Consider the following 19,014-nt stretch of genomic DNA (forward strand, 5'->3'; position numbering starts at 1 on the left):
CAGTCCAACGACAATGAAGATTGGAGACTTGAATGCAAGCGGAGGCACATACCCAATTGCGTTTCCTCCTCAAACCTGTTTTGAAATGGCTTGAGGACCCCAGGACCGAAGAGGTCGCGATTAATAGACCTGGGCAGGCTTTCGTCCGCCAGGCTGGCGCGTATACGAAATATCCTTCACCTCTCACCTACGACGATCTCGAAGATATCGCGATCTTGGCGGGAGCGCTACGAAAGCAAGATGTTGGACCGCGAAGCCCTCTCTGCGCCACCGAGTTGCCGGACGGAGAGCGGCTACAGATTTGTTTACCGCCCGCAGTGCCGTCAGGTACAGTCAGCCTGACAATCCGGCGCCCATCCTCTCGCGTTTCGGAACTCAAGGAAGTCTCATCTCGCTATGACGCTTCACGCTGGAATCAATGGCGGTTGCGCAAGGAGCGCCAAGGTCAACAGGATGAACAGATCCTTGAGCACTACGCCCGCGGCAATTTGGAAGAATTCCTGCACGCGTGCGTGACTGGGCGGCTGACGATACTGCTTTGCGGCCACACGGGTAGCGGCAAGACGACGATGAGCAAGACTTTGATCAACGCCATTCCGCCGCAGGAAAGGCTGATCACTATTGAAGACACGCTCGAGCTCGTAATTCCGCATGAGAATCATGTCAGGCTACTTTATTCGAAGGATGGGGCAGGTTTAGGTGGCGTAACCGCGGAGCAACTTCTACAAGCTAGTCTTCGCATGCGGCCGGACCGAATACTGCTCGGCGAGATGCGCGACGATGCCGCTTGGGCATATCTCAGCGAAGTTGTTTCTGGCCATCCAGGATCAATCTCCACTATTCACGGGGCCGATCCCGTCCAAGGCTTCAAGAAGCTCTTTTCGCTCGTCAAGAGCAGCCCGCAAGGAGCTGCCATAGAAGACCTCACGCTGATTGATATGCTGTCGGCGGCCATCGATGTCATTGTGCCGTTTCGAAGCTATGGTGACGTCTATGAAGTTGGCGAGATTTGGCTGGCCGCTGACGCGCGCCGACGCGGAGAGACAGTGGCTGGTCTTCTGAACCAGCATTAGGTTCATTCTACAACAGCCTCGATCCCATCCTACTCAGCACTGATTTTGAAGAGCCGTCTCCCTGCGCGATCTACTATCGTAGTTCAGGTTATTGCGGGCGATTTGGTCATCCGAGCCCCTCGCGGTGGCGATGAAGATCATGTGGTGGGGTAACGCTTCGCGGCACGGATACGATAGCGACCATCTGATGCCCGGCGCTTCCGCCACCCAACAGATCGTCATTGAACGCACCGCATTCGCCGGAAGCCATTCGTTTTGTGGCCATGGCTGGTTCGCCCAGCATGTTGTAACTGCTCCTATCGGCTGGCGGTATATTTCGGATGGGCTCCAGAAGTCCACACCGAGCGGTGCTCATCGATGAAGGAAATCATCGTTTCATCCACTTTGGGCTTCTTCACCATTCACAGCCTCGGCTGCTGTCGAGGGGCACCGCGGACCATCGTCAGCAGCGCGACGAGAAGGTTTATTTTTCGGGCCGTAAAACGCATGGAAACATCCATAGCGTAGATGATCGTTATCCAAACAATCAACTTTACCAATCTTGCTGCGTCCTATTAGAGAGCGCCGAAGGTAACGAAATCAAGGCGCGGCAAGAGAAGCTTTTCAGGAGGGATGGGCTCGGATTTCGATCGTGTCGCCGCTTACAGAGCTCGAGCGTCCACTTAGCGTCAGGACTGGACGTGCCCGTCGACGTGCCTGTCGCTTTCGATGGTGGTTGCGTGAATGCGACAACGAGCTGGAGCTCATGTACTGCCTGACCTCGACCGTTTTCTCACGTTCGGTGTGGTCGGGCGTCAAGGAGGTCGTCGCCTATGACGGGAACCTCGTGACCGCGGGGGAGGGCGAGACCTTCACCTTCGTCTTTGCCCACGAAGGAAAGGGCTTCGCGCGACAGAATGCGCGCGCCGTGACCCGAAGTGTCTCGACGAAAAAGCGCCTGCCGGCAGGTTCCGAACTCTACCGGTGTGTTCCTACGAAGTGCCCGACAATCGGAACTAGACCCGAAAGCAATCGGAGACGATCGATTGACTAGAGATTTGCCAGCCTGGTTCAAGTTGAAAGGTGAGCCATTGAAACACGTTCTTGTCATCGATGACGATGTCGCCATGCGGCACCTCATCGTCGAGTATCTGATGATGCATGCCTTTAAGGTGACCGCAGTAAGCGATAGTGGGCAGCTCAATCGCGTGCTCTCGTGTGAGCCGGTCGATCTCGTGGTTCTTGATCTTAATTTGGGTCGCGAAGATGGACTGGACATCGTCCGCAATTTGACGAGAAAATCGGATATTCCCATCATTATCATCAGCGGGGACCGTCTTGAGGAGGCCGAAAAAGTTCTTGCACTGGAGCTCGGAGCAACTGATTTCGTTCCTAAGCCTTTTGGAATGCGAGAATTCTTGGCCCGCATTCGAGTAGCGTTGCGGCAGCGGCCCATCATCCCACGGGCAAAAGATCGGCGTTCATTTTATTTTGCCGGTTGGACGCTTAATCTAAAGCAACGCCGACTGATCTCTGAACAGAGCGGCGAACTCAAGCTGACCGCAGGTGAGTTCAATCTCTTAGTCGCCTTCTTGGAAAAACCACGCGACGTTTTATCCAGAGAACAGCTTCTGCTTGCGAGCCGAGTACGTGGAGAAGAGGTTTATGACCGAAGTGTTGACGTCCTCATCTTGCGCTTGCGCCGGAAGCTTGAGGCGGATCCGGCCAACCCTCGTCTGATCAAAACGTGCCGGGGTGCAGGCTATTTCTTCGACGCTGATGTGCATATTCACTAGGGGGCACATTGGCCGCCTGAGTAGTCCTTACACCGTCGGCGGCATGATGTCCGCGAGCCGCTGCCGGGCCGTGCGGTCACGCGAGACGGGCGTGTCGGTGTTTCTAGGTTAGTGCCTGTCCATAAACGCCTGTTTTCCTCGGTTTTTTAGAGTGTTTTGCCCGCTGTAGCGTGTTTTTGCGGGACGCGTGATGACACAGGCTTGCAGGTTGTGGTCGAAGGGCAGTTTGGCGGCAATACGGTCGTGAGGTATCGGCCGGCGCTCGTGGCGTGCTCCTGAACGCGGCGCGATGACCAGCGTCATGTCGGCCTGGTCCGCTCCTGCCGATGGTCAGATTGAGCTTATTAGCGCCGTCAGCGCCCACCTTGTCGTTTCGTTCTGTCGCATCCGCGGGAAGCGCTCAGCTGCCCCCTCAGTCGCGCTTTGCGGAGTATGCTCGTCAACAGTCGTTAAAGCTCGAATTCACGCCAAGTTTCCCTTCTTCAATCATCAAGGGTGCCGGCTCCGGAAGGTCGCCTGTCTGACTTTCAAAGATGTGCTTCAGCGCGCGATCGGAATAATATCGTACCTTTTGCAGTTGCAATGGTGGCTGGCCCTTAATGAGAACGATCTCGTATTTGTCAGAAAGCAGACGCACCTGTTCGGGCCTTAATAGCGGTGCTCCTTGATCTGAATTCTGAATATTGCGATCGAACATACGGCCTTGGCTGTAGGAAGTGGATCGTGCTTGAAATGTATATTCACCGATGGCTTTCGAAATATAAACCGGTGTCTCGTCATCGGCTGTTGCCATGAAGACCTGCACGCCAGTATTGCTGAGGAAGTTTTGCTTGCCAGCCTCGTCGTAAGTTCCGGTCAGTGCCGAGAGACTTTGGATAATGAACATAAAACGGCCCTTGTAGCCCGCAATCGTCGTGATTGCCGTCTCAATCGCCTCCAGCTTACCCAGGTGCTTGAATTCGTCCAGCAGGAATAGCACCTCGTGCTTTTCGTCCTTGCCAGGCAGCGAGCGTTGCAGAATTGAAACGACCTGCTGGAAAAGCAGGCGCATCAGAGGGGCGACCACCTCAAGATCGTTTGGGCTGACGCAAAGATAAACGCAAGTCCTGCGACGTCGCAGATCGTAGATTGAGAAGTCCGATCGGCTTGTTGCCGCTTTAACCAGCGGGTCCGCCCATAAGTTGAGCCCGCCATCCCCTAGCACAGAAGTGTAGGAGGTTAGGATTTTTGTATCATTACCCGCCATGTCATCGAAGATCCGCTGAGCCTCTTTATTCCGGGTCTCCTCCGCGAGGCGCGCAAAGAGCCTATATTTCTCCCCTGGCTGAGCAAAGAGATCGTAGACGGCCCCGATCGTTGGCGTACCGCGCTCGATACAGGCAAGAATGCCGGCGACAAAAAGATCTCGCGCGCCGTTAATGAAACCTTCCGCGCCTTGTCCCTTGGCCGTAATGAGGTTCGCCGCCAGGCGACGCGCTTCGGTGAACTGCCGCTCTGGCGACATTGCTATGATATCCAATAGAGGATTGTAGCAATTCGTCCGTCGCTCTGGGTCTAGCGGTGCCAATTTAAAAATGCTGTCGCCACGCGCTTTGCGAGCCCTAGAGGTGAGTTCAAAAAGCTCGCCCTTAACGTCGAGGGCTATCACTGAGCCCTTGAACGTAAGTAGCGTTGGAATGACAATGCCCACGCCTTTTCCCGCGCGCGTCGGCGCAACGACGAGGCTGTGAGGCTGCTCGCTATTAGTCAGGTAATAGTCAGACCAAAAACGGGCGCTCGTCTTCCCAAACACTGGACCACTGATGCGATTGTACCGCTGAAGATAACCCGCACGCCGCATTTCATCCACGCGAGCCCAGCGCGCGGTGCCGTGATGTTGCCGATTGCGTCCGGGTATCATCTGCTGCAATAGCAGAATGGTTCCCGACGTTAAGACGACGACAGCCAAACCCCGGTAGAAGAACAGGGTTGTGTAGCCCAGATAGAAAGGCGTCTCATACCAAAACGCGAGGATGTCAAACGTCATCAAAGCCCTTCCGTCAAAACCGTAACGGAATGTTGAGTACAAGCTCGCCCCACAAAAACCTGCAGCCAGTGAACACACGATGCTCACAGCTATACTTAAGGGCCTAGTTTCGGTTGAAATCATAAGTCCTTCGAATCGTTCGATTGGTAGAAAAATGCTGCGCTCCTCACGGCATCGAACAGGCGAAGTTGCGCCTGATAGCGTCGGCGACGCAGACAGCGGAAGATCCCGGACCCGCGCAAGATACGGGATGTCCAGCAATGGACTGAAACGCTAAGCCGCGGAGAAATCATAATCAAGACAAAAGAGTATATTCTTGTTACAGCTTCAATCGGGTTAAAACAGCTTTGTAACTATCGGGTTGCGGCACTCGTTCTTTTGCTTAGAGGAACTCTCCAAAGAAGGGTGCCAGCGACGATAGGGAACTTTGTCGTAGACGCTGGTTCAGAGGACGGGATGCAGGTCTCGATGGTCATGGCGAGGAGCTTTTCGCGGAACGAGGTGCTGTCGCAAAGCTTATCGGCGATGAGGAAATGTCGTCTGGGCATTTCAATAAGCAGACCCTACCGCCCATGCGGTCGGCGATCTGGTCTTCAAAGAGCAGCATGATGATAGCCGGCCGTCATCATCGCAAACGGCATTGACCCTCGAGTTCAGTCCGCCAGTGGCTCGCCCGATACGGCGGGGAACATATCCTGGTAGCGTCACAGAACCCGCAGGCTTGAAGAAGCTTGCCCAGCAAGCAAACCAGCGGCACTGGGCGATTGACAATCCGCCGTTCTAGCCACCTGCTAAGGGAAGAGAATGACGACGTGGGAATAGCCGACCTACAGAAGATCTGTCTGCCTGGCTGCAAGCCGGTGACGGCTCGCCTGTCCCTGGCGGTCAAGACAGTATCGAGGTGACATTCCCCTTTCCTGTTTACCTGGACCCATGGCGGCTGAGCCCGATAAGGATACCGACTCGTTTCCGAACCTGTATAAACTCACATCCGGTCGCCTATTGGAACGGCTGCACCACTATCTCGCTTCCGACGGGCAACGGCTCAGGAGAACGGGACCATTCTTCGGGGCTGTTGAAGCTAATGTGCCAGTCGGTCCGTTCACCCCGATCCGACAGCACTGATCAGGTCCCGAGGATTGGTAGAATTTGGATGCGGATAGCCTCCGGCAGCCTTCTGACCGCGCCTTCGATGACTATGCCTGCCGTAACATACTTCCAGAGCGCGACGAGGAGTTTGCGGGCGAGCGTCACGATCCCTGCCTTCTTGAGCCGCCCGCTATTACGTGCGACCCGTTCATGAAACCAGCGGGTCAGCATCGAATCTGGCTCGGTGTGTAGAGCGACAATTTGGATGAGATCACGTCTCACCTTGTTTGTCGGGCTTCATTGGTGACGCAGCCATAGCCAAGCAAGCTGGACCGTGTGTCATTCGCAGCCGCGGATTGCACGCTTTATACGGCCTGCTCACGATCAAATGTACCGCCCTGCCATGGCGACGGGAACGAGCCCCGCATAGGCGGCGACCTGCCTTAATGCCCGCCAGTAGGGCCAAGGGCGCGAGGGTTCTCTGTCGCCGCCGAGGCCACCAAGGCATCTCGCTCAACTTCCACAGCCATGATCTGTTCGAGCGGCAACTCGAGACGGGCAAGTTCGCGGCAAATCTGCGCCCTGGGAAGCTGGAGAGAATGCGGCCACCTCCCGTCTGAAGCTCTTCTACGCGCTTGCGGCGATCGTGATGCATGGGTTCGTAGCCTTGAATGACTTGGCTCAAGAGCTGTCCTGATCGAGTTGACGTGCAGAACCCGCTCGGCGACCAGCGCTTCACGCTCTCGGCAAATCCGGCGGTGATCCTCTTCTTCGGGCGTTGGCGCCCTCACCATAGAGCAAACCCGTGGCTCTGTATGCCATCAACGTGCGGATCAGCGCCTCGCCATCAATTCGATCGGTCTTTGCCCGTCGGTGTCGGCGCGACACCGCAAACGACGCGGCATCGACAACGTGACTCTCGATCCAGCCTTCACGATGCAGAATCCGCGGATCCAGAACCCGTCAAGCCCCGCTTCCTCGACGACCACAAGAGGATAGAGCTTCCCCAGTCGTGCTTGTGCCCTCATCCGCAAATCAGTGAAGACGGTGAGGCCGAATATCACCGCCCGCGATCGAAGGGCGGGGGACATCTTGTCGCTTCCCGGAGCGAGCGACGTCGCCAGCGAGGTCTATTTACTCAGTTTCAACGAAACGAAAATTACGCCAAGATCGACACGGACAGCGGCCGGCGCCTTAGGTTCAACTGATACCTTCTCCAACGCCATCTCCTGTTGAGGGAGTGTTTCGACTGCAGCCACACTCTGCCAGAGCACTGACCGCTGTTCACACCTCATGCACCTTCGCGCAACGCCGATTGCGGCAAGGGTTATAGGAATGTAGAGCGTTGCGCAGCCTTGGCGTTGTTGGGCATGCCCCCCAGCCGAGCCGCCCGGAACTCTCAACTGCACGCACCACCAGGCGACATGCCCGAGATCGACGTCGCATGGTCGACGCTCTGGAGTTGGAAGAAGCCTCTTCAGATTACAAATGTAACGCTACATCGGTTTGGCAGACCAGGCTTCGATGGTACGCTCATAAAGTAACGAAATAACTTCGGAGTCCTATCATGGATCGCGATAGTAGACGGGTACGTACAGCTGAAAGTTCATCCCGCGCCGCCGCTGGCGTCACACGACTAACTGACCTGCCGACAGACGCACTTTCAGAAGTGGCGAAAGGTCTAACCCCCGATAACCCGCGCGAAGCGGCAATCAACCTTGCCCATTTTAGAATAACGAGCCATGCGGTGCAAGGCGAGTTCGCGAGAGGCAACGCAGCGCAGTTTGAAGCGCGGCTCAATCGGCTCGGCACTTCATTTGCGACTTTGTCTGAGAAGGCGCTGCCCGAATTGCCGGACGGTACTCCCGAGGCCAACTTTAATTTCGCATGCAGGCAAATTCCCGCGATCCAGCCACTACTAAAATTTTACGAGGCCAATGCGCAAACGGCAATAGTCGACCACGTCATCTCCAACGATGACAAATGGCATAAAGCCGCCGCGGCCGCCGTACTATCCACCAACCTGGGGGACTTTTATCATGATCATGATAGAAGGCGCATTATTGATCGAGCGCTGGCTTCTTTCGCGGACGATGACCCAGTAGTTCGCGACAACGGAGCCAGGGCCCTTATAAGGGGACATGACCATTTGAACGCAGGCGACAAGGCGCAACTTGCCGCCATGTTTAATCATACTCCGGAGTTGGTCCCGCTTTATAACCAGTTGATGCAAGATCAGCAGGAGTGGTCCCGCAGGCAGGCTGTACAGCCGCAGAGGTCAGTGGACAGGAGCATCGACGCAATTGAAGCTCAGGTCCAAGGGCTCCCAGCAGGAGTCGGTTCATTGGAGCAAGCGAAGGCGATGCACGACGTCGCGAAATCCATCACTGAAACCTTTGATCGCGCGCGTGCGGAATTCATTAGTTGCGGTAGAAGCAGGGAACGTTCAAGCTCGGGGCGATGAGTTCATCGGGAGCTTGCAGCCGCAGGTAGCCAAGCTTGGACACCACGGAGCGCCCGAACACCCGATGGGCGCTTCCAGGAAGCTCTCTAGCATTACAGTTGCATTTTAGTTCTCAGATGAGCTCGTCGAGCGGCCGCCTGATGGCGCGCCTCCAGCATGACCATGCGATGACGTAGGCGGGGGTTTATGCGACGCTCGGCGAGCCTGAAGGCGATGCGCCGGACTTCCTGGATAGACGAGCGGATCCAAATCCTGATGGTCGGCATCCTGACTTGACCCCAGCAACGTAGCCTTTGCAGGGTCGCCGCAGGGCTCTTTCGACGTCCCCGACGCCATACACCGCATCTGCGGCCACCCATGAAAACGGCACATCGGCTGCCAGCGCACGCCGTATCACAGCCAAGCCCGGCTTGGTAGCGAAGGCTGTAGCCTCAGGAACATGAATTGCTGCCAGCCTTGCCGGATCGTCCAACTCTTGGGCAAGTACATGGCCCGATCGATAAAGGTATGACCGCGAACGGACACATAGGCGGCGAACGCACCGATTTGGCAGTTCGTTATCTTACCTGCCGAACCTGTATATTGACGTGCGACGCGCACGATGTTTACCCTGCTTGAGGAAGCCCGTCTCATCAATGACCAGACCGAATCGGTGGCGCGGTGTCCACTCTCTCACGATGTCGCGAAGTCCATCCGCGTCCCAACGCCCGCGACCCAGAATGGCTTGTTGCCGCCACGGGCCGGGGTCACCGGCACCTCAGCGGGCATCCAACCTGTCTTACGCCGTTGGTCATCGAGCGAGTCGTCCAGGAAAAGGTTCGCAGATGCTGCCACTCGCTCCTGCTCGCTGGTCGCAGGTGAAGCGGCAGCTTGGGGCTTGCCGGTGCAGGTAGCTCTTGCGTTCCGCAGGATGACATCATCGAGATCGGAATGATTATGCCGGGCACCCTGAATCGCCGCGGTTCCTAAGCTCCGGCGATGTCGCAAAAACAATTCCGATTTCAAAAACGTGCTCTGGAGTTAGAGAAGCCCAGATTGCAAATGTAACGCTTTATCGGTTTGGCACACCAGGCTTCGATAGTAGTAGCCTCGTAGGGCAATATACCTTCGGAGTTCGACTATGTTGAAAGTGCACCCCGCCTCTCTGGCCTTTCAGACGGGCCACTGACCAATGCTCAAAGCGCGACTTTGGAAGGCCACGCCTTGTCAAATCTGAGCGAGTGGACGGCATGATTTTCCTGGTCGCGCTTTCGATATTCCTTTGTGTTTCTCTAGTTGCTCTAATTTCAAGGTTGCGTCTGCAGACCAATCGGTTGGCAAGGCACTTGGAGTTTGAAGCGGCGATGAAGGAGATTGGGACTTGCTTTAGAGGTGGTGAAGCAAGTAAGGCGTCGCTAACCTCCTCGACCCAAGCAGCACTTCGAGTTCTTCAGCGCTTTTTCAATGCTGATCAGTGCGCGCTGGCACTCTTGGACGTTCGCACCGGGGGGGAAGCTGAGTGTTTCGCCGCAACCACTCCTGGGCCTATCTGGAAGAATGTTCGGCTGCTTGAAATCGCCTCTCGTGCCAAGGGAGAGGAGAGGAAGCCAGTCTTTGACATCGTTTCCGCGCGAAAAGTTCGCTCCGTTGGTGAGGGGATTTCTGGTCTTTGTCACATGCTCGCCTTGAAGGCTTCCGAGGAGCTAGTCGCGGTTTGTTGCCTTGTCTATGAGCGGGATCGTCCACGGCCCTGTTCCAGTGAGCTCCAATTTCTTGAGAGCGCTACTGATCGCGTCTGCAATTACCTCGATCTTCGACGTAAGGAGACGGAGCGTAATCTTCTGGAGAGGCAGTTGGAACATGCGGAGCGCCTAAAGACTGCCGGCACACTTGCAGGTGGCATCGCTCATGAATTCAACAACATCTTAGGTGCAATCATCGGCTATGCCGAGATGGCCCACAGTCTTCTGCATCGCCCCTCGAGGACTCGAGGTTACATCGGCCAAATTATCTTGGCAGGCTACCGAGCGAGGCTGATCATTGACCAGACCCTCGCTTTAAGCCGAAATCGGGCGCGCATAGCCAAGCCCTTCAACCTCTCCGAGGTGGTTATGGATTTAGCTCCGTTGCTGCGCGTTGCGTGTCCTGCGGACGTAGAGCTGAACTTCAAAATTGACGAAAGACAGAAGGTAGTCGAAGGGAGCCCATTGGAAATACAGCAGATCTTGATAAACCTCTGCAAGAATGCCTCGGAGGCTTTCTCGAATGAAGGCCGCATTGAGGTCAGGGTCTCTCACACTGTGGTCTCACAATCGAAGACACTTGCTCGTTGCACTTTACCGGCCGGAGACTATGTCCTCCTCTCCGTATGCGATGACGGCGAAGGCATTGCTGAATCGGTGCTACCACATATTTTTGAGCCGTTTTTCACCACGCGCTCTCGTTCCGGCGGAACCGGACTGGGCCTCGCTGCGGTGCACGGCCATGTGGGCGCACTTGCAGGATACATTGACGTTGTCTCAAGGGTTGGGCGAGGTACGCACTTCAACATCTACTTACCGCGATCCCCGAAGGAGCCGGTCAGTATTGACCGCTTTTTTGGACCTTGCAATACACCGTTTGGTAATGGAGAGATCGTCGCAGTAGTGGAGCCAGATCCAACGACGCTGGCGGCGTTTGAGGACAAGATTGCCGCGTTGGGCTACGAGCCAGTCGGCTTCAGGACGTTCGAACGTCTTTGCGACTGGATCTTGAGGGGCAAAGCCGCCGATCTTATTGTGGCGGACCATTCGTCACTTCCCGGGCGACAACACGCTGACGAAGTGCGCGCCCCCCTCAAGACAGTGCCCGTTATCATCGTGGGAGGAACTAACCTTAATATGCCACTTGCGGCTGGTGACCGGGCTTCCACCCTTGCAGTGCCTAAACCAGTGTCATCTAGGGTCCTGGCGCATGCAATTCGTACGATGATCAGGACCTGAAATTGAATGGCAAACTGAGACCGCTCGGCATCGCTGCGCTAGAGGATAAGATCGTCCAGCAAGCGGTGACGACGGTCCTGTATGCCTGATCAGCCTGTCCGATGCGGTAAGGATGCAGATGTGGTGCGCGAATTCGACGTTGCCAAGGGTGAATTTGTAAAGGAGGGCTTCGTCCTGCCCGAAGGCAAGCAGTCGGTGACCTGGGTGGACGAGAACACCATGTATGTGACCCAAATTCGAGGGCTGGAAGTCATCGTTTCCCTTCTGGCACCGACGCTCACATGCTCGCCTCCAAATTGGTCGCAGGAAGCTCCCCCGCAAAGACGTTGGCAATTATGGTCCAATCGGAAGAGACGGGGAGTGGGGTCGGGCATGCTTTGGCTATGCATTCTCCGAACCGCGAGAGTGGTGGAACAACGGTTAATCCAGCGGATCCAATTGATGTTAGATCGATAGCAGTTCGCATGGAGTGTTCCAGTCTCCGACCTATGGCGGCCGTCGATGATGAACTCGAGGCAATAGTATCGGCTGCGATAACACGATACAGCCGTATTTTGAAAAGAGTTCCCGGCGCAGGTCATTATTCTGCGCCAGCACACGAGAGGCGGGTGCTCTGGCCGGGACTGCTGCGGAGACCTCAAAGCGGGTGATAGATCCGGAGCAGTCGGCAGGCTTTCCCATGTTCTGCCGAGCCCTCGAACTGGCGCGGGGCGTGTCAATCGGCACTGAACTTTTGCATGCCGGTTCACAACGTGGGCGACGTCCGACGGCGAGCCCCTCTTGAGGCATTCGGTCGCCAACCACGGTTACCGCCAAGAATACCGCCTGGTGCGCGCAGGCCTTTGCCGATGGTTGAGCGGTCAGCCGGGTCAGCAAAGGAAAGGTGGGCCGTTGCTCGCATTCACTTTTGACCGCACCTTCCGGATCGTGGTGTGATTGACGATGTTGAGCTCGAACGAGGGCTTGGACATATGTCGATTTCACAGCTTACGCCTAAGTCCAAAGATGAGGAGCCGGTGCGCCGGTTCGAGGTTTTCACGGGCAGCGGCCGACGGCGCGAGTTGAGCGACGAGCGGAAGGCGCAGATTGTTGCGGAAAGCTATGAGCCGGGCGTCACGGTCTGCGCGGTGGGCGGCGTCATGGATTGACCTCTCAGCAGTTGTTCACCTGGCGTCGGCTCGCTCGGAAACCGCTCGATGCTTTGCCCGTCGCCGAGGACGTTCCGATGTTTGCGCCAGCGATGCTGGATCGGCCCGCGAAGCCTGTAGCGAAAGAGCACGACTTGACGTTTACGAAAGCCGCCGGGTCTCTCTTTCCGAAAACCCCGGGGACCGGTCAATTCCTCATCCCGATCTGTCCACCTCGAGCGGCGCACTCCACATCGGCTCTGATTGACGCGGATTTTTTGCCGGGAAACCCAGCGCGTCGCTCAGCGTAAGCTCCAATTCACTTCTTTTTACCCTTTTTAACATTTGCGAAGCCCCGAGTTAACCGCCGGCATGACACTACCGGGCCAGCTCTTCTCTCTCGCAACGGCGTCTGAGAAGAGCGACTGTCTCCAAAACGGGTTACTGCTCATGGTTGTTGCCGCTCCTCGGAACCGCCTTCACTCGACCTACCTATCCCGAGTGGCCGCCGAAGCCAGAACACGACTGCGGCTAAAGAGAAGCTGCCATTTCATGGTGCGCCTAGTCTATCCGGCCCGGGCTTTACGGAACCTGACGGTGGTCAAGGCTGCCGTTGTCGAGATATCTGAAATCGGTGCCCGAATAAGAACAAACTATTCTGTGGTTCCGGATCACTTTTACATAGTGCTTGGAAACTACGACTACTTTATCGGAGCGACCGTATTTCACCGTTCAAAGAACGAAATTGAGGTGGAGTTCATCAAAGAGCAACCTTCGCGACTTGTTAACATTCTTTCGCGTGTCCAGTTTCCACTCGCGACTATCCATGATCTGAAGAGGGTCCTCGAGACCAATTGATACGCTTCCGCCTCACCTTTAGCCGATGTTGCGGCGCCAATAGCGCGGCTGCCAGCTTTCCTTACGTGAGGGACCATTTCCGGGAGTGTGGGCTTTATCAGGTTTGGCCTAACTGGGAGCCTGACGCATTGGATATCCTATTAATCGAAGACGACGATCTGGTGGCAAAGACGATCATCCACTGCTGGCCGGTGCCGGGAGACAATATTCGTTTGCTTTCAAGCTACAAGCAATGCCTGCGGACGATCCATAGTGCTGAAATTGACTTCTTCGACGGTGCGATCGTTGACGTAAATTTACCGGACGGGAACGGCCTGGAGATACTCCGCACAGTCAGGAGGCACTCGGACATCCCTCTGATCTTGATTTCGGGGACAGGAAGCCCGGAGAGTCGGGCAACCGCCTTGGATGCGGGCGCCGACGACTATGTGATGAAGCCGTTTTCGGTTCGTGAACTTCAGGCGCGCCTTACGCGCGTTGTGGTAAAATCAGGCAGCATGCGCTTCGATGTTCCTCCGGGCGAGTTGGCGATTGGAAGCGTTAACTGCGATCTGGCCAGGAGAGCCTTAATGTGCGGCGGCAAAACGTTGCCCCTTACCGATCTTGAAGCACGGCTGCTGTCAGAACTCAACAGAAACCGCGGACGGGCCTGTAGCAAATCGCAGCTTTCGAAGCACGCCTGCTTCAGGGAATATGACCCTGGCGACAAGACGGTGGATGTGTACATCTCCAGACTGAGAAGAAAGGTCGGGGAGTTGGATTCGAAGAGCGTGGAGTATCTGCAGACGGTCCGTGGTGTCGGATATCGTCTACTTACTTCAGTGGAGAGCAATCGTGCCCCAAACACGCCGACACTCAAGTGAGGAGGTTCGAAGTGAAAGCGGTGATTGTTGATGACGATGAGGAGATCTGCGAGCTTCTGGCATGCCAACTGCAGCACCTGGGAGTCGAGGCGCGCGCGGTTGCAAATGCCAGCGACGTGCTCGACACTGTGAAGCGGGAGAGCCCCGACATTGTGTTTGTCGACTTATCTCTCGGCGATGCCGACGGAATTGATGTTTTTCATGTGCTCCGGGATATCGGGTTTTTGGGGGCTCTCGTCATAGTGAGCGGTCATCCTGATATCGTGCTTCGTCACGCGAGGGACGTAGCCCTCCGCGCGGGCTTGGACGCAAAGGCACCACTAAAAAAGCCGTTCCGGCTACAAGATTTGAGAGGTGTTCTAGACGAGGCGAGGAGTGGCCCAGCGGCGAATCTGGCGCGCGTGTTGAAACGAGTTCCCGACGGGCTCTTGCGGGAGGGGCTTCAGAAGGATTGGATCGAATTCTGGTTTCAGCCGAAGGTTGAGCTCAAGACCGGGCTCATAAAGGGGGCAGAGTGCTTGGCTCGAATCAGACACCCGACCGCAGGTCTGCTCTTTCCCGGCCAGTTCTTGCCCTCGGCTGACGACAACGATCTTCATGAACTCGCCATCAGGGCGGCGAAGGCCGCGGCAAAAGCCGCAGCACTCGATTTACTTGATGGTGTCCCGCTCCGATTCTCGATAAACGTTTCCACCCGAAACATGAAGCAGCCGGCGTTGATTTTTCAACTCAAGAGGATTAGTGACGGTGCGGTTAGGCCCGTAGACCTGGTCCTGGAGATCACCGAAAGCGATCTTGGCGGTGATAGCTCCGTTTGCCAAGCGTTTGCGACACGCGCTGTCTTGCATGGCTTCAAGATTTCAATCGATGATTTTGGCTGCGGTTACGCCACCTTTGAACGGCTGCGGCACACACCCTTCTCTGAACTAAAATTGGATCGATCTGTCGTAGATGGATGCTCAGGCGACCGCTCTTTGAAAAATATCTGCGTCGCGACCATCCAGTTGGCTCACGGCTTTGACGCACTCGCAGTTGCGGAAGGCGTCGAGACGCAGGAGGATGCCGCCCTTCTTGCCGACATCGGCTGTGACATAGCGCAAGGTTATCTCTTTGCACCCGCATTGCCTCTGAAGGAATTTGCGGCATACGTTCGAGCCCCATTGAAGCCCGTTACAGGACCAAAGTATTCACTCAAGTCCTGAGCTGTACCACCTGCTCCCGATGATATTGGTGAGCGCAAGTCCGAACTGCGTTCATAAACTCTCCTGTCCTCTCTTGCCATCAAGTATTAGGCGAATCTTGGCAGCCAGTTCCCTTGGTCGATAAGGCTTTTTGAGTAAGTGGAGCCCAGGATCGAGCCCACCTTGATGAGTTATGACGTCCTCTGTGTATCCGGAAGTAAATAAAATGGGTATCTCCGGTCGAATCCGACGAGCTTCCTCCGCCAATTGACCTCCATTCAGACCACCTGGCATGATTACGTCGGTGAACAGAAGGTCGATGTCAGAGACCTCTCTCAGAATGTCCGAAGCCTCTTGACCGTTCCCGGCGGCAATGATCCGGTAGCCAAAATTTTCGAGCTGCGCGGCTACATAGCTCAAGACCAGCCCATTGTCCTCCACCAGAAGAATTTTCTCCGTGCCTTGAGGCACGACGGCCTTTTCCGGCCTCGATCTCGTCTCCTCCTCGCCCCGAACAGCTCTTGGAAGATAAATCTTGACTGTCGTTCCCCGGCCGGGCTCCGAGTAGATCTTGACGTGTCCATTCGACTGCTTGGCAAAACCAAAGACCATGCTGAGTCCGAGGCCGCTGCCCTTCCCAGTTTCCTTGGTTGTAAAGAACGGCTCGAAGGCGCGCGCGAGGATTTGGGGTTGCATCCCAATCCCCGTGTCAGAGATGGTCACTACTACGTATTGGCCGGGAGCAATCTCTGCGCCACAATGTGCATAATCTTGATTGAGAGAGAGATTTCCGGTTTCGATCGTCAGTTGCCCGCCGCGAGGCATCGCATCGCGCGCATTGAGGCAAAGGTTCAGGATCGCAGTCTCGAGTCCGGAGGGATCGACAAGGGCATTCCAGAGGTCGGCTGATTGGATGAATTCGATTTCTATTTCCGCGGAAAGCGCCCGCCGCAGCAGACCGTCCATATCCTTCAGCAGCGAATTAAGATCGACCACTTGCGGCTTGAGAGCCTGCCGGCGGGCGAAGGCGAGCAGGCGGTGAACGAGATCAGCACCTCGTTGAGCGGCCGCTGATGTCATCTCTGCAAGGTGGCGAAGGCTCTTGTCCTCGCTCAGCCGTTCGGCGAGGACCTCCGCGTTGCCCAAGATGACCGTTAGAAGATTATTGAAGTCATGCGCGATGCCCCCCGTCAGCCGTCCTACTGCCTCAAGCTTTTGGGCTTGCCTCAGTTGCTCCTCTATCGCAAGCCGTCTCGTTATGTCCGAGTTAATCGAGAGAATGGAATGTGGACTAGCAGTACTGTCCCGCATTAGGGAACAGCGGGCCTCTACTGTAATGCAGCTCCCATCCCTGCGCCGTTGCGCGATCTCGCCAGTCCATTCCCCAGTATCCACGACAGCGGCGGCGTAAGCGAGGGAATTGAAGTCATCGCCATAAAGCAGCGGTCCAACCGATCGGCCGAGTGCTTCTTCCGCCGTCCACCCGTAGATTCGCTCTGCCCCCTTATTCCAAAACAGAATCCTATGGTCGATACCATGAACGACAATCGCATCCCGGGCCATGTCGAGAAGCGCCGCCTGATGGGCAAGCTTATCTTCCGCTTCCTTGCGTGCCGTAACGTCAGTCATGCCACCGACACATCGAACCGGCTTTCCCTGGCGGTCGTAGATGATGTATCCAGAATCCTCGACATACGCGATCGAGCCATCGTCACGAAAGAATCTGTATTGATCCTCCCATGTTTGTTCCCTCGAATCGAGCGCCGACTGAGTGGAACGCAACACACGCTCTAGATCGTCCGGGTGAACATGTGTCTTCCAAAACTCAAAATTGCGACGACTTTCTTCAGGAGAGTGGCCAAATACTACCTTGAGGCCCTCGCTCCACCACATGGTGTCCGTAACAATGTTCCAATCCCAAATCACGTCAGCAGTTACGTTTGAGACTGCCCGAAACAACTCCTCGCTTTCACGAATCTTCTGTTCAGCAGCCAGGCGCTGGGTTACATCTAGGGCCATAATCAGCCTTGCACTTCGACCTTCGAAGTCGAAGGCATGGGACGATATCTCTACGAAGATGATCCCGCCGTCCTTGAGACAATGCCGGAAGACGCTTGGCTGCTCGACGCCAAGGCAGCCCTTGGCCACACTTTCCAACAAGTCTGGCAGGTCTTCGCGGGGACGAATGTCCCTGATGGTCATCTTAAGGAAATCCTCCCGAGAGTAGCCGTAGTGGGCAACGGCAGCGTTGTTTACCATGAGGAAACGGAGCGTTTCGGTGTCGTACACCCACATTGGTTGTGGGTGAGAATCGAATAGCTGTACGTAGTGTGATTCACTTTGTAGCGGGGCGCTGCGACTATCATGGGTCATAATCGGGGGTTGTACCATCGCGATCATCGAAGACCAAGACGATAGCTTGGCTCAGGGCTTCTTGATAAGGCGCTATTTTCGGCGAATTCGGTCTTTTTTCCGCTGGTCCCGCATCGAAAGGGTCGATGACAGAGGAGCGAAACTTACGAAGAGCCAAGGGCCGCAGTCATCGACTTGCGTGAGGACCTAAGGCGCCTTGCCGGCGAGCCAGGTCGAAAGGATCGAAATGCTTCCTGCCTGGTCGCCTCATTGATGGAATCGTCAAAAGCCTATGAGGCGCTGCCGCCGATAGAACTTTGTTTGATCACCGTACCGGAGTCTGACTCGTGGCTCCACTCCGATCTCAAAGGTTTGCTAAGGACACCGCGCACGATCGTCGGGCTCGACACCGAGCCTTGCGCAAATTATCTATAAAAAATGACGACGAACGAAGGCACGATTGCCAACCGCATCTGCCGCATTCTCGCGGCACGGATCGTGACGGGTGAGCTGGAGCCCGGCACAAAGCTCCGGCAGGATCACATCGCCGAGGAATTCGGAACAAGCCATGTGCCGGTGCGCGAGGCTTTCCGTAGGCTGGAGGCGCAGGGCCTCGCCGTGAGCGAGCCGCGTCGCGGCGTGCGAGTCGCCACGTTCAGCCTGGACGAGGTTCGCGAGGTTGCCGAGATGCGGGCAGCCCTTGAAGTGCTGGCGCTGCGCCATGCGGCGCCGCATCTGACGCCGTCGATCCTCGATCAGGCGGAGGCGGCGACCGTGGAAGCCGACAATGCGCGCGATGTGCGCTCCTGGGAGGAGGCGAATCGTCGCTTCCATCGGTTGCTTCTGACGCCTTGCGGCATGCCGCGCCTGCTCGCGGCCATCGACGATCTGCATGCGGTCAGCGCTCGCTTCCTGTTTGCGACCTGGCGGTCGGACTGGGAGGTCAGGCCTGATCATGACCACCGGGCGATTCTGGCTTTCCTTCGCCAGGGCAGGACAGAGAACGCAGCGGCGGTGCTGGAGCGCCACGTCCAGAGGATCGGACAAAAGCCGGCGAAAAACGCATCCGGCGGCGCCTTCGCCATCGTCGGCTGATCGTTGCGCTCAGCGATTGCTTTGCAGCCTTTTTCCGGCTCCGAGACGAAGCTGGCCGTAGCGCCGCCGATTCCGGAATCTCGTGATGGTTGAAGTTCCACTCCAGCTCGCCGTTTAGGCGGTTGCGCCTCCGTCACCCGCGAGATTATAG

Annotated in this window: 10 protein-coding genes and 3 pseudogenes; 8 read left to right on the forward strand and 5 right to left on the reverse strand. The window is 56.2% G+C overall.

All coding sequences use genetic code 11. The features are described from left to right. The first annotated feature begins 32 nt into the window (after window positions 1-32). Together virB11 and virG are read left to right on the forward strand one after the other, a co-directional pair. Window positions 33-1,073, forward strand: a complete 1,041-nt coding sequence (gene virB11 / locus PYH37_RS29670; RefSeq protein ID WP_280736385.1) for a P-type DNA transfer ATPase VirB11 — start codon at window positions 33-35, stop codon at window positions 1,071-1,073. Between the two features lie 1,070 nt (window positions 1,074-2,143). Beyond that, window positions 2,144-2,868: pseudogene (virG, locus tag PYH37_RS29675) on the forward strand (two-component system response regulator VirG). A gap of 88 nt (window positions 2,869-2,956) precedes the next feature. Here the strand turns inward: virG and PYH37_RS29680 are convergent. The 3 genes and pseudogenes from PYH37_RS29680 to PYH37_RS29690 all read right to left on the reverse strand — a co-directional run bounded on the left by PYH37_RS29680 (window position 2,957) and on the right by PYH37_RS29690 (window position 7,087). After that, on the reverse strand, window positions 2,957-3,151 hold the full coding sequence (locus PYH37_RS29680; protein WP_280736384.1) for a hypothetical protein: 195 nt from the start codon (window positions 3,149-3,151) through the stop codon (window positions 2,957-2,959). 136 nt (window positions 3,152-3,287) lie between these two features. Further along, entirely contained in the window at window positions 3,288-4,997 is a 1,710-nt protein-coding gene (gene virD4 / locus PYH37_RS29685) for a type IV secretion system ATPase VirD4 (protein ID WP_280736383.1), read from the reverse strand. Between the two features lie 1,002 nt (window positions 4,998-5,999). Next, window positions 6,000-7,087, reverse strand: a pseudogene (locus PYH37_RS29690) (transposase). Window positions 7,088-7,530: 443 nt separating this feature from the next. Here PYH37_RS29690 and PYH37_RS29695 point away from each other — a divergent pair. Continuing rightward, window positions 7,531-8,427, forward strand: a complete 897-nt coding sequence (locus PYH37_RS29695) for a hypothetical protein (protein ID WP_280736382.1) — start codon at window positions 7,531-7,533, stop codon at window positions 8,425-8,427. A 268-nt stretch (window positions 8,428-8,695) separates the two neighbouring features. Here the strand turns inward: PYH37_RS29695 and PYH37_RS29700 are convergent. Further along, a pseudogene (locus PYH37_RS29700) lies at window positions 8,696-9,270 on the reverse strand (IS701 family transposase); the annotation flags it as partial. Window positions 9,271-9,656: 386 nt separating this feature from the next. Between PYH37_RS29700 and PYH37_RS29705 the strand changes: the two are divergent. The 4 genes from PYH37_RS29705 (at window position 9,657) to PYH37_RS29720 (ending at window position 15,437) form a co-directional block, all read left to right on the forward strand. Beyond that, window positions 9,657-11,387 carry a two-component system VirA-like sensor kinase gene (locus tag PYH37_RS29705; protein ID WP_280736381.1) on the forward strand — a complete coding sequence of 577 codons (1,731 nt, stop codon included), beginning with the start codon at window positions 9,657-9,659 and terminating at the stop codon, window positions 11,385-11,387. 932 nt (window positions 11,388-12,319) lie between these two features. After that, window positions 12,320-12,535, forward strand: coding sequence for a hypothetical protein (locus tag PYH37_RS29710; RefSeq protein WP_280736380.1), 216 nt, complete (start codon window positions 12,320-12,322; stop codon window positions 12,533-12,535). A gap of 965 nt (window positions 12,536-13,500) precedes the next feature. Then, on the forward strand, window positions 13,501-14,235 hold the full coding sequence (locus PYH37_RS29715) for a response regulator transcription factor (protein ID WP_280736378.1): 735 nt from the start codon (window positions 13,501-13,503) through the stop codon (window positions 14,233-14,235). An 11-nt stretch (window positions 14,236-14,246) separates the two neighbouring features. Further along, window positions 14,247-15,437, forward strand: a complete 1,191-nt coding sequence (locus tag PYH37_RS29720) for an EAL domain-containing response regulator (RefSeq protein WP_280736376.1) — start codon at window positions 14,247-14,249, stop codon at window positions 15,435-15,437. A 51-nt stretch (window positions 15,438-15,488) separates the two neighbouring features. Here PYH37_RS29720 and PYH37_RS29725 read toward each other — a convergent pair whose 3' ends face one another. Then, entirely contained in the window at window positions 15,489-17,816 is a 2,328-nt protein-coding gene (locus tag PYH37_RS29725) for a PAS domain S-box protein (RefSeq protein WP_342394762.1), read from the reverse strand. A 390-nt stretch (window positions 17,817-18,206) separates the two neighbouring features. Between PYH37_RS29725 and PYH37_RS29730 the strand changes: the two genes are divergently transcribed. Beyond that, a complete protein-coding gene (locus PYH37_RS29730) occupies window positions 18,207-18,863 on the forward strand; it encodes a GntR family transcriptional regulator (RefSeq protein ID WP_280736374.1) in 657 nt (218 codons plus the stop codon). Window positions 18,864-19,014: the final 151 nt, after the last annotated feature.

It is taken from the genome of Sinorhizobium numidicum, assembly GCF_029892045.1.
Lineage (GTDB): Bacteria > Pseudomonadota > Alphaproteobacteria > Rhizobiales > Rhizobiaceae > Sinorhizobium > Sinorhizobium numidicum.

What these genes read in the sequence shown, in the direction of transcription:
- virB11 (WP_280736385.1), top strand. Translation starts at nt 33, where the DNA reads ATGCAAGCGGAGGCACATACCCAATTGCGTTTCCTCCTCAAACCTGTT.
- PYH37_RS29680 (WP_280736384.1), bottom strand. Translation starts at nt 3,151, where the DNA reads ATGACGCTGGTCATCGCGCCGCGTTCAGGAGCACGCCACGAGCGCCGG.
- virD4 (WP_280736383.1), bottom strand. Translation starts at nt 4,997, where the DNA reads ATGATTTCAACCGAAACTAGGCCCTTAAGTATAGCTGTGAGCATCGTG.
- PYH37_RS29695 (WP_280736382.1), top strand. Translation starts at nt 7,531, where the DNA reads ATGGATCGCGATAGTAGACGGGTACGTACAGCTGAAAGTTCATCCCGC.
- PYH37_RS29705 (WP_280736381.1), top strand. Translation starts at nt 9,657, where the DNA reads ATGATTTTCCTGGTCGCGCTTTCGATATTCCTTTGTGTTTCTCTAGTT.
- PYH37_RS29725 (WP_342394762.1), bottom strand. Translation starts at nt 17,816, where the DNA reads ATGATCGCGATGGTACAACCCCCGATTATGACCCATGATAGTCGCAGC.
- PYH37_RS29730 (WP_280736374.1), top strand. Translation starts at nt 18,207, where the DNA reads ATGACGACGAACGAAGGCACGATTGCCAACCGCATCTGCCGCATTCTC.